Source organism: Halobacillus sp. K22 (genome assembly GCF_052246795.1).
In the GTDB taxonomy this organism is placed as follows: Bacteria; Bacillota; Bacilli; order Bacillales; family Halobacillaceae; genus Halobacillus.
In genome coordinates this window covers 182,903-197,631 of sequence record NZ_JBQQCN010000001.1, presented here as the reverse complement: position 1 = coordinate 197,631, position 14,729 = coordinate 182,903, and the positions used below count along the sequence as shown (strand labels likewise).

At 41.4% G+C, this 14,729-nt stretch carries 16 protein-coding genes; all 16 read left to right on the top strand.

Annotation, left to right across the window (positions count from 1 at the left end):
• Nucleotides 1-17 precede the first annotated feature (17 nt).
• The 16 genes from hrcA (at nucleotide 18) to ACTWPM_RS00935 (ending at nucleotide 14,456) form a co-directional block, all read left to right on the top strand.
• A complete protein-coding gene (hrcA, locus tag ACTWPM_RS01010; RefSeq protein ID WP_443131199.1) occupies nucleotides 18-1,040 on the top strand; it encodes a heat-inducible transcriptional repressor HrcA in 1,023 nt (340 codons plus the stop codon).
• Nucleotides 1,041-1,159: 119 nt separating this feature from the next.
• The gene (gene grpE, locus ACTWPM_RS01005) at nucleotides 1,160-1,702 is read left to right on the top strand and encodes a nucleotide exchange factor GrpE (RefSeq protein WP_443131198.1); all 543 of its coding nucleotides are present in this window, start codon (nucleotides 1,160-1,162) and stop codon (nucleotides 1,700-1,702) included.
• Nucleotides 1,703-1,744: 42 nt separating this feature from the next.
• Complete coding sequence (dnaK, locus tag ACTWPM_RS01000; RefSeq protein ID WP_443131197.1) at nucleotides 1,745-3,574, top strand: molecular chaperone DnaK; 1,830 nt, start codon at nucleotides 1,745-1,747, stop codon at nucleotides 3,572-3,574.
• A 151-nt stretch (nucleotides 3,575-3,725) separates the two neighbouring features.
• Nucleotides 3,726-4,847: a molecular chaperone DnaJ gene (gene dnaJ / locus ACTWPM_RS00995; protein WP_443131196.1), complete on the top strand. Its 1,122-nt coding sequence runs from the start codon at nucleotides 3,726-3,728 to the stop codon at nucleotides 4,845-4,847.
• Between the two features lie 214 nt (nucleotides 4,848-5,061).
• Nucleotides 5,062-6,000: a 50S ribosomal protein L11 methyltransferase gene (gene prmA, locus ACTWPM_RS00990; RefSeq protein ID WP_443131195.1), complete on the top strand. Its 939-nt coding sequence runs from the start codon at nucleotides 5,062-5,064 to the stop codon at nucleotides 5,998-6,000.
• A gap of 12 nt (nucleotides 6,001-6,012) precedes the next feature.
• Nucleotides 6,013-6,774 carry a 16S rRNA (uracil(1498)-N(3))-methyltransferase gene (locus tag ACTWPM_RS00985; RefSeq protein WP_443131194.1) on the top strand — a complete coding sequence of 254 codons (762 nt, stop codon included), beginning with the start codon at nucleotides 6,013-6,015 and terminating at the stop codon, nucleotides 6,772-6,774.
• An 84-nt stretch (nucleotides 6,775-6,858) separates the two neighbouring features.
• Complete coding sequence (gene deoC, locus ACTWPM_RS00980; protein ID WP_443131193.1) at nucleotides 6,859-7,530, top strand: deoxyribose-phosphate aldolase; 672 nt, start codon at nucleotides 6,859-6,861, stop codon at nucleotides 7,528-7,530.
• A gap of 96 nt (nucleotides 7,531-7,626) precedes the next feature.
• Nucleotides 7,627-8,205: a flavin reductase family protein gene (locus tag ACTWPM_RS00975; protein WP_443131192.1), complete on the top strand. Its 579-nt coding sequence runs from the start codon at nucleotides 7,627-7,629 to the stop codon at nucleotides 8,203-8,205.
• An 80-nt stretch (nucleotides 8,206-8,285) separates the two neighbouring features.
• Entirely contained in the window at nucleotides 8,286-8,459 is a 174-nt protein-coding gene (rpsU, locus tag ACTWPM_RS00970) for a 30S ribosomal protein S21 (protein WP_089749081.1), read from the top strand.
• A 22-nt stretch (nucleotides 8,460-8,481) separates the two neighbouring features.
• Nucleotides 8,482-8,928, top strand: coding sequence for a GatB/YqeY domain-containing protein (locus tag ACTWPM_RS00965; protein ID WP_443131191.1), 447 nt, complete (start codon nucleotides 8,482-8,484; stop codon nucleotides 8,926-8,928).
• 123 nt (nucleotides 8,929-9,051) lie between these two features.
• Nucleotides 9,052-10,410 carry an NfeD family protein gene (locus ACTWPM_RS00960; protein WP_443131190.1) on the top strand — a complete coding sequence of 453 codons (1,359 nt, stop codon included), beginning with the start codon at nucleotides 9,052-9,054 and terminating at the stop codon, nucleotides 10,408-10,410.
• Complete coding sequence (floA, locus tag ACTWPM_RS00955) at nucleotides 10,407-11,402, top strand: flotillin-like protein FloA (protein WP_443131189.1); 996 nt, start codon at nucleotides 10,407-10,409, stop codon at nucleotides 11,400-11,402. Before ACTWPM_RS00960 ends, floA begins: the two co-directional genes overlap by 4 nt.
• Nucleotides 11,403-11,432: 30 nt before the next feature.
• Nucleotides 11,433-11,939, top strand: coding sequence for a hypothetical protein (locus ACTWPM_RS00950; protein ID WP_443131188.1), 507 nt, complete (start codon nucleotides 11,433-11,435; stop codon nucleotides 11,937-11,939).
• A 69-nt stretch (nucleotides 11,940-12,008) separates the two neighbouring features.
• On the top strand, nucleotides 12,009-12,293 hold the full coding sequence (gene yqfC, locus ACTWPM_RS00945) for a sporulation protein YqfC (protein ID WP_443131187.1): 285 nt from the start codon (nucleotides 12,009-12,011) through the stop codon (nucleotides 12,291-12,293).
• Nucleotides 12,294-12,303: 10 nt separating this feature from the next.
• Nucleotides 12,304-13,491 carry a sporulation protein YqfD gene (gene yqfD, locus ACTWPM_RS00940; RefSeq protein WP_443131186.1) on the top strand — a complete coding sequence of 396 codons (1,188 nt, stop codon included), beginning with the start codon at nucleotides 12,304-12,306 and terminating at the stop codon, nucleotides 13,489-13,491.
• A 2-nt stretch (nucleotides 13,492-13,493) separates the two neighbouring features.
• Complete coding sequence (locus tag ACTWPM_RS00935) at nucleotides 13,494-14,456, top strand: PhoH family protein (RefSeq protein ID WP_443131185.1); 963 nt, start codon at nucleotides 13,494-13,496, stop codon at nucleotides 14,454-14,456.
• Nucleotides 14,457-14,729 lie beyond the last annotated feature (273 nt).

The following is a 14,729-nucleotide window of genomic DNA, read 5'->3' as shown; positions in this document are numbered from 1 at the left end:
AACAGAGGTGATCATCGATGTTAACTGAAAGACAATTGCTCATTTTGCAAGTGATTATTGATGATTTCATTCTGACTGCACAACCTGTGGGGTCGCGGTCAATTGCTAAAAAAGATGCTGTAACGTTCAGTTCAGCCACTATTAGAAATGAAATGGCAGACCTTGAGGAGATGGGGTATATTGAAAAAACCCATTCTTCTTCTGGGCGAGTTCCATCTGAGAAGGGGTACCGTTTTTATGTGGATCACCTTCTTGCTCCTTTACGTCTGTCGAACAAAGAAATACTGACTATAAGGGAAGCCTTTGACGACAAGATGCTTGAATTTGAGAGAGTCGTGCAGAAATCTGCCGGTATTCTATCAGATTTAACAAATTACACTTCCATTATTCTGGGTCCCGAAGTGTTTGAAACCAAACTAAAACAGTTGCAGATTGTTCCTTTAAATGATCAATCGGCCATTGCTATCCTAGTTACCAATACAGGCCACGTGGAACATAGAGCATTCAATGTTCCTGTGGAAATCAACCCTTCGAACCTTGAAAAAATGGTTAACATTTTAAACAGTCGTCTCCAGGGTGTGCCCTTAGTAAAGCTGCATGAAAAGCTGCATACAGAAATAAGTGATTTGCTTAAGACTCATACGGATCAGCATGAACAGGCATTCTCTTACTTAGAGGCGGCTCTTCTGGATGATCATAGCACCAAGCTATATATTGGTGGGAAAACGAATATCCTGAGGCAGCCGGAATTTAGAGACCTTGATAAAGTGCGCTCCTTATACGCTACGATCGAGCAGGAGAATGATATCGCAGATCTACTGCGCTCAGGTGAAGAAGGCATTAATGTACGTATTGGTCAGGAAAATCCTTTTGATGCAATGCAGAACTGCAGCCTGATCACAGCTAGTTATAAACTAAGCAATAACCAAATAGGTACCATTGCTTTGTTAGGTCCCACACGGATGGAGTACAACCGGATGTTTTCATTAATGAATGTTTTATCTAAGCACATGACGGAAACGTTTAAAGGGTGGTACTAACCTTTAATAATAAAAAGCGGTTTTTTATCCCATCGCTTCTTTATTGTATATTGCTTTTTCAGCATATCAATTCATGTTATAGTCATTAACGGTGAATTGGAATTTAGGAGGTGGAAGTCGTGGAAGAAAGTAAGCAGCAGAATCAAGAAATTATTGATGAAACGAATGAAGAAAATCAAACAGCTGATGAAGAAACAGAAGTAGTAGAGGAAAACTCTGAATTGGACCAGCTGCGTGAGGAAAAAGAAGAAGCGCAGAACCGTTTACTTCGTCTTCAAGCTGATTATGATAATTTCCGACGCCGTACTCAGAAAGAGAGAGAAGCGGATCGGAAATATAGATCCCAAAGCTTAGTTGAGGAGTTAATTCCGGTGATGGATAACTTCGAAAGGGCTTTGCAGGTAGAAGTAGATGGAGAGTCTTCTCAAAAATTTGTTGAAGGAATCAAAATGGTTTATCAACAGTTCCACAGTGCTCTTGAAAAAGAGGGAGTGGAAGAGATTCCATCTAAAGGAGAAGAGTTTGATCCTCATCTCCACCAGGCCGTGATGCAAGTCGAAGATGAAAACTTTGGCTCCAACATTGTAGTAGAAGAACTGCAAAAAGGGTATCGACTAAATGATCGGGTAATCCGCCCGGCTATGGTAAAAGTAAATCAGTAAATTAACATTTAATGTAGTAAGGTAAAAGGAGGACACAAAACCATGGGTAAAATTATTGGAATTGATTTAGGTACAACAAACTCTTGTGTAGCTGTTATGGAAGGTGGAGAATCAAAAGTTATCCCTAATCCAGAGGGTAACCGCACGACTCCATCAGCCGTTGCATTTAAAAATGGGGAACGTCAAGTAGGGGAAGTAGCTAAACGTCAAGCGATCACAAACCCTAACACGATTCTTTCTATTAAACGTTACATGGGTACAGACCACAAAGTAGAAGTGGAAGGTAAAGAGTACACTCCACAGGAAGTTTCTGCTATCATCCTTCAGTACATTAAGAATTATGCAGAAGATTATCTGGGAGACACCGTAGATAAAGCAGTCATTACGGTACCTGCTTATTTCAATGATGCTGAACGTCAAGCTACGAAAGATGCCGGTAAGATTGCTGGACTTGAAGTTGAGCGTATTATTAACGAGCCTACAGCAGCAGCACTTGCTTATGGTATCGATAAAGAAGATCAAGATCAGACAATTCTTGTTTATGACCTTGGTGGCGGTACATTCGACGTATCCATCCTGGATATTGGCGAAGGTACATTTGAAGTTGTAGCTACTGCCGGTGACAACCGTCTTGGCGGTGACGATTTTGACCAGGTCATCATCGATCACATGGTAGCTGAATTCAAAAAAGAAAACGGTATTGATCTTTCCCAAGATAAAATGGCTAAACAGCGTTTGAAAGATGCCGCTGAAAAAGCTAAAAAAGATCTATCTGGGGTAGCACAGACTCAAATTTCACTTCCATTTATCACAGCTGGAGAAGCGGGACCGCTTCACCTTGAAATGAATCTTACACGTGCTAAATTCGAAGAACTTGCATCTGTCTTGATTGAGCGTTCTATGAAGCCTACACGTCAAGCTATGAAAGATGCTGGCATGAGCGCTAGCGACATCCATAAAGTACTTCTTGTAGGTGGTTCAACTCGTATTCCTGCAGTTCAGGAAGCGATCAAGAAAGAAGTAGGTAAAGAACCATCTAAAGGTGTAAACCCTGATGAAGTGGTTGCGCTTGGCGCGTCTATTCAAGGCGGAGTCCTTCAAGGCGATGTGAAAGATGTTGTACTTCTAGACGTGACACCACTTTCTCTTGGTATTGAAACTATGGGTGGAGTTACGACTAAGCTTATTGAACGTAATACAACGATTCCAACAAGCCATTCACAGGTGTTCTCCACAGCTGCTGATAACCAAACAGCGGTTGACATCCACGTCCTTCAGGGCGAACGTGAAATGGCACAGGACAATAAAACTCTTGGACGTTTCCAACTAACGGATATTCCACCGGCTCCACGTGGTGTGCCTCAAATCGAAGTAAGCTTTGATATTGATGCAAACGGAATTGTGAATGTTCGTGCGAAAGATATGGGTACGAATAAAGAGCAGTCCATTACCATTAAATCCTCTTCAGGTCTTTCTGATGAAGAAGTAGAAGATATGGTTCGTCAGGCTGAAGAGAACGCTGAAGAAGATAAGAAGAAGCGTGAAGCGATTGAACTTCGTAATGAAGCTGATCAGCTTATCTTCACAACAGATAAAACGATCAAAGATCTTGGCGAGCAAGTAAGCGAAGAAGAGAAACAAAAAGCTGAAACAGCTAAAGAAGAACTTCAGACCGCGCTCGAAGGTGAAGATCAAGAGGCGATCAAAGAGAAGAAAGATGCTCTTCAAGAACAAGTTCAGGCTCTATCTGTGAAGCTTTACGAACAGGCTCAGCAGCAAGCAGAAGCACAGCAAGGCCAAGAAGGCGAAGCTGAAGAAGATGTTGTGGATGCTGATTATGAAGAAGTAAATGATGACGAGAATAAAAAATAAAAATCATAGGTAAAAAAGAAAAGTCAAAGTCAGGATCTTCTTGACTTTGACTTTTTTTCACGTAAAGATGAGCTCCATCTTATTTGCTTCAACAAACCAGTCAATGTTAATATAAACGTTATGTAATAGTGTCCGGGAGAGTGATCTACAAGTGAGTAAACGTGATTATTATGAGGTGCTGGGTGTATCCCAGGATGCCTCTAAAGACGAAATTAAGAAGGCGTACAGAAAACTAGCACGAAAGTATCACCCTGATGTTAGTGAAGAGGAAAATGCGTCCGAGAAATTTAAGGAAGCAAAAGAAGCTTATGAAACGTTAAGTGACCAGCAAAAACGTGCACAGTATGATCAGTTTGGTCACCAGGATCCTAACCAAGGCTTTGGTGGTTTCGGAGGCGGCCAGGATTTTGGCGGCTTCGGAGATATTTTCGATATGTTCTTTGGCGGTGGCGGTCGTCAGCGTGATCCAAACGCTCCGCGCAAGGGTGCTGACCTACAGTACACAATGACTTTACAATTCGAAGAAGCCATCTTTGGCAAGAGTACAGATGTTGAGATTCCAGTTGAAGAGCCATGCGATACTTGTGATGGTTCTGGTGCGAAACCAGGTACAACGCCTGACACTTGTCCTCACTGTGAAGGCAGTGGACAAATCAATCAGGAACAGAATACTCCGTTTGGCCGCGTAGTTAACCGCAGAGTCTGCCATTATTGTCAGGGAAGCGGAAAAATTATTAAAGATAAATGTCAAACATGCGGCGGCGACGGCCGGGTGAAAAAACGCAACAAAATTCATATTGATATTCCGGCAGGTATTGATGAAGGTCATCAAATCCGTGTTCAAGGAAAAGGTGAGGCAGGAGTTAATGGGGGACCTGCAGGCGATCTATTTGTAGTAATCCGCGTTCAGCCTCATGAGTTCTTCCAACGTGATGGAGACCACATCTTTTGTGAGATCCCGCTGACTTTCGCTCAAGCCGCACTTGGTGATGAGATTGAGGTCCCAACCGTTCACGGAAAAGTTATGCTGAAGATTCCAGCAGGTACTCAGACTGGTAAAACATTCCGATTGAAAGAAAAAGGTGCACCTAATGTTCATGGGCGTGGTCAAGGAGACCAGCACGTAAAAATGAAGATTATCACACCGAAAAATCTCACAGAACGTCAAAAAGAATTGCTGCGTGAGTTTAATGATATTAGTGGCAACGATGCTACGGAAGAGCAGCATGGTAACTTTTTTGAACGTATGAAGCGCGCCTTTAAAGGTGACTGATAGAATAAAAAAGGAGAGTGTCTGAAACGAAACGGTTCACAGAGTTTTTTAATCTGAAAGGTCCCGTACAATCGTTCAGACACTCTTTTTTTGTATGAGGATAAATTCTATTCGATATTTGATCACAGTGCAGAGGGATCATCCTTTAGGGGCAGAAAATCAGCCTGCTGGGTGATACCCCGGCAAGAAAAAATTATAAAGTGAGTTGAGTCCAATGAAGTGGTCTGAATTTTGTATTCACACAACCAATGAAGCGATTGAACCAATCTCCAATATTCTACATGAATCAGGAGCTAGCGGAGTTGTAATTGAAGACCCGCAGGATATGATGAAAGACCAGACTGACCTGGGAGAAATATATGAATTGAACCCTGAAGATTATCCTGAAGAAGGGGTATATGTGAAAGCTTATTTACCTATGAACAGCTTTCTGGGGGAAACGATCGAGGAAATTAAGCAGTCTATTAATAATCTCCACGAATTTGGGATAGATGTAGGAAGAAATAAGGTAACACTTAGCGAGGTTCAAGAAGAGGACTGGGCTACAGCCTGGAAAAAGTATTACAAACCAGTTAAGATCTCTGAAAGGATTACCATTATGCCGACATGGGAAGAGTACACCCCTGTTTCAAGTGATGAAATTATCATCGAAATGGACCCAGGTATGGCTTTTGGCACAGGTACTCATCCGACCACAGTTCTTAGTATTCAGGCATTGGAACAGTATTTGCAAAAGAATGATTTAGTGCTTGATGTAGGAACAGGGTCTGGAATATTGAGTGTGGCCTCTGTTTTATTAGGGGCAAGGCACGTTAAAGCGTTTGACCTGGATGATATTGCAGTGAAAAGTACCATGATTAATGCTGAGCTGAATGGTGTTGAAAATCAAGTGACCGCTAAGCTTAATAATCTGCTTGAAGGAGTGGAGCAAGAAGCTGATTTGATTGTTTCTAATATACTGGCTGAAATCATCGTACGGTTTACGGATGACGCTTTTAAAGTTGTTAAACCAGGAGGGTATTTCATTACGTGTGGAATCATTTCCGGTAAGAAGGACTTGGTTATGGAACGTCTGAAGGAGTCTGGTTTTGATATAGTGGAAACAAATAAAATGGAAGATTGGATCAGTATTATTGCGAGAAAGCCAGAGTGAAGGTGATCATTCATGCAGCGCTATTTTGTAGAACGATCTAATTGGAAAAACGGAAGTTTATGGATTACAGGAGAAGACGTCCACCATATTTCCCGTGTCATGCGGATGGATAAAGAAGACAAGCTGATAGGAATTCACCCGGAGCAAGGGCCAGCTATATGCAGAATTCTAGAGATGACATCCAGTCAAATCGAATGTTCCGTAGAGGAATGGTTAGATGAAAACCGCGAGCTTCCCGTTAAAGTAAGTATCGTCCAAAGCCTTGGAAAAGGAGACAAGTTAGAGCAAGTCGTTCAAAAAGGAACAGAACTTGGAGCTTGGACATTTACTCCTTATCAGGCCGAGCGATCAGTAGTTAAATGGGATGAAAAAAAGACGGCAAAGAAAATACAACGTCTGCAAAAAATTGCTAAAGAGGCAAGTGAACAATCCGAAAGAATTCGTATTCCTGAGGTTCATTCACTTATCTCATTGCAAGAACTCATTCAGTCTAGTAAAGAATATGACTGGTGTATTCTTGCGCATGAAGATGAAGCACGCCGCAAAACATTCCGAGCAATTGATTCTATACTTGAAAAGATAAATCCAGAGGATAGGGTTTTAGTCGTTTTTGGACCAGAAGGCGGTTTTTCTGAAAATGAGGTACAGGACTTAGTGAAAGCAGGTTTTATGACCGTGCGTCTTGGTCCAAGAATTCTGCGGATGGAAACGGCGCCTTTATATTTCCTGTCCACGATCTCTTATCATTTTGAAGAAAAAGGAAAGAATTGCTGAATCAGCCTGAATTCCTTAATATGCATAGGTGTGTTAAGATAGTTGTACGAACAACTTAAAAATAAGAAGGGAAGATTTAAATACATGGGACAAAATCTTGCGAAAATGATTGACCATACACAACTAAAGCCAGATACTACGAAGGAAAAAATCACTCAAATATGTGAAGAAGCTGCAGAATACGGCTTCGCATCAGTCTGCGTGAATCCTTACTGGGTGGACTACTGTTATAATAAGTTAAAGGACACAGATGTAAAAGTTTGTACAGTTATAGGCTTTCCACTAGGAGCTACCACTAAGGAAAACAAAGCCTTTGAAACCCGGCAGGCAATTGAAAAAGGTGCTGAAGAAGTGGATATGGTGATTAACATTGGAGAACTTAAATCAGGCAATTTTGAAGCCGTTCAATCAGATATTGAAGCTGTCGTTCGTGAAGCAGCAGGTAAAGCGATTGTAAAAGTAATTATTGAAACATCTCTTTTATCTGAGGAAGAAAAAGAAAAAGCATCTCACCTTGCTAAAGAAGCGGGAGCAGATTATGTAAAAACCTCTACAGGTTTTTCTGGAGGAGGAGCAACTGTAGCCGATATTAGTCTTATGCGTAAAACTGTAGGACCGGAAATGGGCGTTAAAGCTTCAGGCGGTGTTCGTGACTATGAAGGTGCGAACGAAATGATCGAAGCCGGGGCAACTCGTATAGGAGCCAGTGCTGGAATTTCAATTCTTAAAGGTGAACAAGGTACATCTGACTATTAATGTTGAGAGAAAGCCGTCCTGCTGAAAAAGCAAACGGCTTTCTTTTTTTACCAGACCTGTTAGAATTGAGGCAGTAATTAAAAGGTGATGAAGCTGATGAAAAAGCAGGATCATGTAAAAATGCATAGTTATCCTGGTATGGTGGCGGTTGTGGGAGTACTAACAGAAAGCGGTGCTAATTTTATGGCGGCGGGCTGGCATGCTTATTTATCGATTTCCCCGCCCATGTATGGAGTAGCCATCGGCCGAGAACGTTATACCTATAGTAAATTGAAAGCAGCAAAGCGCTTATCTATAAATTTTCTGCCTTATCAGGAGACTGAGTTCATTCAATACAGTGGTACCGTTTCTGGTGAAGACGTGAATAAACTTTCGAGTTTTAACCAGGATTGGTATATAAGTGAAGCCGGCTATCCACTTTTGAAAGACTCTTATCTTGCGTACGAATGCCTCATTAATCAATTCATTCCTACTGGTGATCATGAATGGATCATTACTCGGATTAGCGGTTGCCATTATAAAGAGGAATTTTTTCTGGAAGATGGGCTTCCAGATTTGGAAAAGCTTGAATTTCCTCTCTATCTCGGCAGATCTACATATTTAAAACTGGATAATCAGGTCGAAAAACAGGTGATTAATCCAAAAGTATTGAATAAAAAAGTTGACCGCTTTTAAACCATATAATATAATTGTCAAAGGTATGGGAGGTTCCTATACAAAGAATCAGGTTTTTGCTTCGGAGGGAGGGAAATTGCATGTCAAACACAACTCGCGTTCGTAAAAACGAGTCTCTTGAAGATGCTCTTCGTCGCTTTAAGCGCGATGTATCAAAAAGTGGTACATTAGCTGAATATCGTAAACGTGAATATTACGATAAGCCTAGCGTACGCCGTAAGAAAAAGTCTGAGGCGGCTAGAAAGCGTAAGTAGTAACTAAAGAGGGTGCGGAACGATGACTATAACTGAAAATCTGACCCAGGATATGAAAACCGCTATGAAAGCTCGGGACAAAGAAAAACTGTCTACGATCCGCATGGCTAGAGCTTCTTTGCAAAATGAAGCTATTAAATTGGGGAAAGATTCATTAACTGAAGAAGAAGAATTAACTGTATTAACCCGCGAGGTTAAGCAGAGAAAAGATTCCCTCCACGAATTTAAAGAAGCTGGACGCGACGATCTTGTAGAAGGACTCGAGCGTGAAATTGAGATTTTACAAGTGTATATGCCGAAACAGCTCTCAGATGAAGAACTTGAACAAGTTGTTCAGGAAACAATTCAAGAGGTAGGAGCTACATCGAAAAGTGATATGGGTAAAGTCATGAGTGCTGTGATGCCTAAAGTTAAAGGTAAAGCCGATGGCTCCAAAGTCAATAAGCTTGTACTTCAGCATTTATCTTAAATATAAAGACCTCTCTTTTAAAAAAGAGAGGTCTTTTTATATTTTTTGAAACCAAGGTGATACTTTAATCGTATAAGTAGTATTCCTTGGGAAAGCTAATAAGCATAAGGGGGTGATCGTTTAATGAAGCGCACTATTCGTTTATCCATAATTTTTTGCATGGTAGCTTTAGCTGCTGGTTTATCCATCTTTCATCTCTACTCTTCCGTTCATGCTGAGGGAGAAGGACAGCAGGTTTATATTGTTCCTGTTCAGGAGACGGTGGAACGGGGGATGGCTGCTTTTCTGAAGAGGACCACGGAAGAAGCTGCTGAAAATGGTGTGGACCACATCATATTTGAAATAGATACACCTGGCGGCAGAGTAGACGCTGCTGGGGATATAGGTGAGATTTTTCAGGATCTTGATATCCCGAATACAGCTTTTATTACCAGCCGTGCCTATTCTGCAGGTTCTTATATAGCACTTAATGCGGATAATATTTATATGAAACCGCAAGCAACTATGGGGGCCTCTGGGGTAATTAATTCAGATGGTACAGCTGCTGATAAGAAAGCCCAGTCTGCCTGGATATCCTCTATGGTAGCTGCTGCTGAATCTAATGGCAGAGATCCTATTTATGCCCGAGCTATGGCTGACAGCAGTATAGATCTTCCTGAATACAATGCCGCTGAAGGAGAATTTCTAACACTTGGCCCCAGTGATGCTGAAGAAGTAGGTTATGCAGAAGGTATTGTAGAAGATCGTGTTGAATTACTTAATGAGTTAGGATTATCTAATGCTAAAATAACTGAGAATAATCCTACACCGGCAGAGAATCTTGCCAGATTTTTAACTGATCCGGTGGTCATTCCTATTTTACTCTCCGTTGCTAGTCTCGGGCTTATTGTTGAGTTGTATTCGCCTGGATTTGGCATTCCTGGAATAATGGGGCTGCTTTCACTCGTTTTATTCTTTTATGGACATATCGTAGCAGGACTTGCCGGATATGAAGCTATTATTTTGCTAATACTTGGGGTAGGGCTTGTCATAGCTGAAATATTCTTACCCGGTGGTATCGCTGGGATTGCGGGAGTCGTTTCTATTGTAGCTTCCCTTATGCTTTCATCAGCGGATATGGGGCATATGGCCATGAGTATTGGAATAGCCTTGATTGCAACCATTATTGTTTCCGTTGTATTGTTTAAAACAATGGGACTGGAGCGAGGGTTTTTCCGACATATCATCCTTCAGGATTCAACATCAGCTGAGAAAGGATATTTATCTTCTACCAGCCGTCTCGAGTTGATTGGCATGGTTGGAGAAACCGTGACTCCCCTTAGGCCAGCAGGCACCGCTGTTTTCGATGGTGAGCGCCTGGATGTAGTTACTGAGGGAGGATTTGTTGGCACCGGGCAATCTGTTAAAGTTTTGAAAACAGAAGGTTCACGCATAGTAGTACGTGAACTTTCATCAAAAGAGAAAGAGGAGGAGAAAGAATGACGTTACAAGAACTTATGCCAATTATTGTCATTGGTGTCATTATCATTGTTTTAGCTGTATTATTTACCTTTATCCCAATAATGCTTTGGATCAGTGCTCTGGCAGCTGGGGTCAGGATCAGTATTTTTACACTCGTTGGGATGAGGTTACGAAGAGTTGTGCCTTCAAGAGTTATTAATCCATTGATTAAAGCTCATAAAGCTGGGGTGAACGTTGATACTAACCAATTGGAAAGCCATTATTTAGCCGGTGGTAACGTGGACCGGGTGGTTAACGCCCTAATTGCAGCTCAGCGTGCAAATATTGAATTAAGTTTTGAGCGTTGTGCTGCGATTGACCTGGCAGGCCGTGACGTATTGGAAGCCGTGCAAATGAGCGTTAATCCAAAAGTAATTGAAACTCCCTTTATTGCGGGTGTTGCTATGGATGGTATAGAAGTAAAAGCTAAAGCACGTATTACTGTGCGTGCCAATATCGACCGTTTAGTCGGAGGTGCTGGTGAAGATACAGTTATAGCCCGTGTAGGGGAAGGGATTGTATCGACGATTGGTTCAAGTAAAAACCATAATAAAGTGTTGGAAAATCCTGATATGATCTCACAAAATGTATTAGGAAAAGGGTTAGATGCCGGAACGGCTTTTGAAATCTTATCCATAGATATAGCTGATATTGATATCGGTAAAAACATTGGCGCAATTCTGCAAACAGATCAGGCTGAAGCTGATAAAAATATTGCACAAGCTAAAGCAGAAGAACGTCGTGCTATGGCGATTGCTCAAGAACAAGAAATGCGCGCACGCGTGCAGGAAATGCAAGCCAAAGTTGTGGAAGCTGAAGCTCAAGTTCCGCAGGCTCTTGCAGAAGCTCTTCGTTCAGGAAAAATGGGTGTCATGGATTATATGAATTATCAAAATATTAATGCCGACACCGATATGAGAAATACACTTGGCAAAATGTCTGAAGGTGAGCAGGGTGAAGGTGAAGAAAGTTAATCCCCTGATTAGCAAAAAAGGAGAATTTCTATGGGAGAACTTTTTGAACTATTATTCAGCAACTTTCTCATCGTAGCTGCTGTTATAGGTGGTATTATTAGCTTTTTCAGCCGAAGGGGAAGTGAACAGGAAGACGAACGTAAACAACATCAGCCCAGACCCTCCACTTATCCAACCGGTTCTTCTGAGGAAGCGGAGGAGCGAGGTCCTATAAGGACAGGCCAGAAAAATTTGCAAGAATACTATGAAGAACAGCAGGAAAAGATCAAAGGGTATCCAAGGGAAAACGTTTCTCAGGACCCTCAGAAAACGTTCACGTATGAGACACCGAATAAGGATATTCATACATCGGATAAGATCCAGGACGGGCAAATGGAGCGGTATGTGCCTCAAGAAGATGATATACCTGATCTTCCTAAGCTGAAAAAATTGAATAGATGGGATAAGAAACGATTAGCCGAAGGGGTTATTGCAGCCGAGATTCTCGGCCAGCCCCGAGCGTATAAGCCTCATCGATCTCATCCAAGAAAAAGATAATCGAAACGCACGAATTGTAGTGATACAATTCGTGCGTTTTTCGTATAAATAAAAAGAGGGGGGAGTCGAATGACTAAATGGCAAAAGCAAATCCGTACGTGGATCGGACGTTATTTCGATTTACCTTCTGATGTAATGCTTGATTTACCCAGAATTACGACAATTGGGTCGATTCATGTGTACATAGAAAATCATACAGGTCTATTACATTTTTCGGATAGTGAAGTAAGGATCCAATATAAGCAGGGCCAAGTGAAGATAGTTGGAAAAGATCTCGGTGTAAAAATGATGCTAAAGGAAGAATTATTGCTAGAAGGAGAAATAAAATCGGTGGAATTCCTGCCTGAAGCTTAAGGGGGAGTAGATGAGTATGAAGATGCAGCATAACTTCTTTCAAGGCAGCATGAGAATTAAAGTGGAAGGAAAAATGATTGAACCATTTCTTCAAGCGTGTGTCCGCAGGGGATGCGTGATTTCAAATATTAAACGAATCAAAGAAAATGAAGCAGTAATGACCATTAGACTTAGTGAGTGGAAAACATTTAGGCAGTTACGAAAGAAGTATCGTTGCAAAATTTCTCTCCTGGGAGGAAAAGGTCTGCCGTTCTTTTACAGAAAAATCACTCAGCGAACAGCTTTAATGGCAGCTTTCCTGCTTTCACTTATAGTCGTTTTTTTACTAGCCAATACGCTTTGGTCTATTAAAGTAGAGGGGTTGACTCCTGAGCTGGAAGCTAACGTAGAAAAAAAGTTACAATCTTATGGAGTTTCCCCGGGCAAGCTGACTATTGGAATGGACGATCCGAATGATATACAAAGAAAGCTGCTTGATGATATTCCGGATCTTTTATGGGTAGGAGTTAATAAGAAGGGGACAAGTTATCACCTGTACGGTGTAGAAAAGACAAGACATGATACGAATAAGAACCTGCGTCCCGCTGACTTGGTGGCAGAAAAAAAGGGTATGATAGTAAAAACGTTTATAAAAAAAGGAAGACCACTTGTGGCCGTGAATGATGTAGTGAAAAAGGGTCAAAAGCTGGCTGCGGGAAAATTGGTGGAGGATAAAGATATACTGGTTCATACGGAGGGGGAAGTCATAGCTGAGACCTGGTATAAAGTCGACCAGAATCTCCCCACGACCCAAGTGCTTCAGTTGACGGATGGAGTAGAAATCAAAGAATACCACTTAACAGTCGGCTCCTTAACTATTCCTTTATGGGGATGGTGGAAGAACGAGGATTCAGAATATAGACACGAAACTAAGGAGACGAATTGGGAGTGGCTCGGCTGGAAATCACCAGTTGACCTGAAAACCACTCGTTATTATAAGATCGACCTAAAAAAATATGAACAATCAAAAGATAAGATTCAAAAATTGGGAATTTTAACGGCAAGAGAAAGCTTGAGCCAATACCTTGGAAAAGAGGCTGAAGTCATGAAGGAAAAAGTTTTGCACCTTCGTGAGGAGAATGGTAAAGTAAAATTAATCCTATTATTCAAAGTTCATGAAAACATAGCAGTGACCAAGTATATAAGTCAAGGAGATTGAGTATGCCGGAAGATTTAAAAACAATGGACATTCAATTAGATAATACAACGGAAGCTTTGGCCCTCTTTGGGACAGAAGATAGAAATTTAAAGCAGATCGAAGAACAATTAAAAGTAACTATTATTTCTCGAGGTGAAACGGTTCGAGTTTCCGGGCAAGCCGAGCAAGTTCAATTAGTGGAGGATATTCTACATTCAGTACTTGCTATTATTCGTAAAGGATTAACCATTACGGAAAGAGATGTTGTTTATGCTGTAGAACTTGCTAAAAAAGGTAAAATTAATCAATTTGAAGCTTTATTTGAAGATGAAATTACAAGAAATAGTAAAGGTAAATCTATCCGAGTGAAAACACTTGGACAAAGAAATTACATCTCGGCTATTAAAAATAATGATCTGGTTTTCGGGATTGGCCCAGCAGGGACAGGTAAAACTTATCTAGCTGTGGTCATGGCAATAAACGCCTTGAAAAATGGTGATGTTAAGCGGATCATTTTAACTCGACCGGCTGTTGAAGCTGGCGAGAGTCTTGGGTTTTTACCCGGCGACTTAAAGGAAAAGGTGGATCCTTATCTGCGTCCACTTTACGATTCTCTTCATGATGTTTTCGGGACGGAGCATACTGCACGTCTCATTGATCGAGGTACAATTGAGATTGCCCCTCTTGCATATATGCGAGGGCGAACTCTGGATGATGCATTTGCGATATTAGATGAGGCCCAGAATACTACCCCTGAGCAGATGAAAATGTTTCTGACTCGCCTTGGATTTGGCTCCAAAATGATTATTACAGGGGATATCACTCAAGTTGATCTGCCAAAAGGTGTTAAGTCAGGATTGAAGGTTGCAGAAGAGCGGCTCGGTAAAGTGAAGGGTTCTGCCTTCATTCATTTAGATCAATCTGATGTAGTAAGACACCCGCTTGTACAGCGGATAATTGATGCTTATGAAAAAGACAATTCCTAAGGCCCCTATATGCGGGCCTTATTTTATTTCATAGGCTTTGTTAAAGTTTATAGTTGATTTTCATAAGAGTCTTATTACACAATAAGGTCGGTTACTTTAAGACTCAATTTCGAGATGAATTGGGCCCGTTACCCTATAAGGAGCGGGGTGGTGGGGAACGACTCGCTTTCCGGCCCTGCACGACGCAGGGACGTTCCCCACAGGACCTAACTCTCTCACTAAATATCTCGAAACTGAGTCTTACAGTATTAGGAGCTTACGCTTAAAATCAAC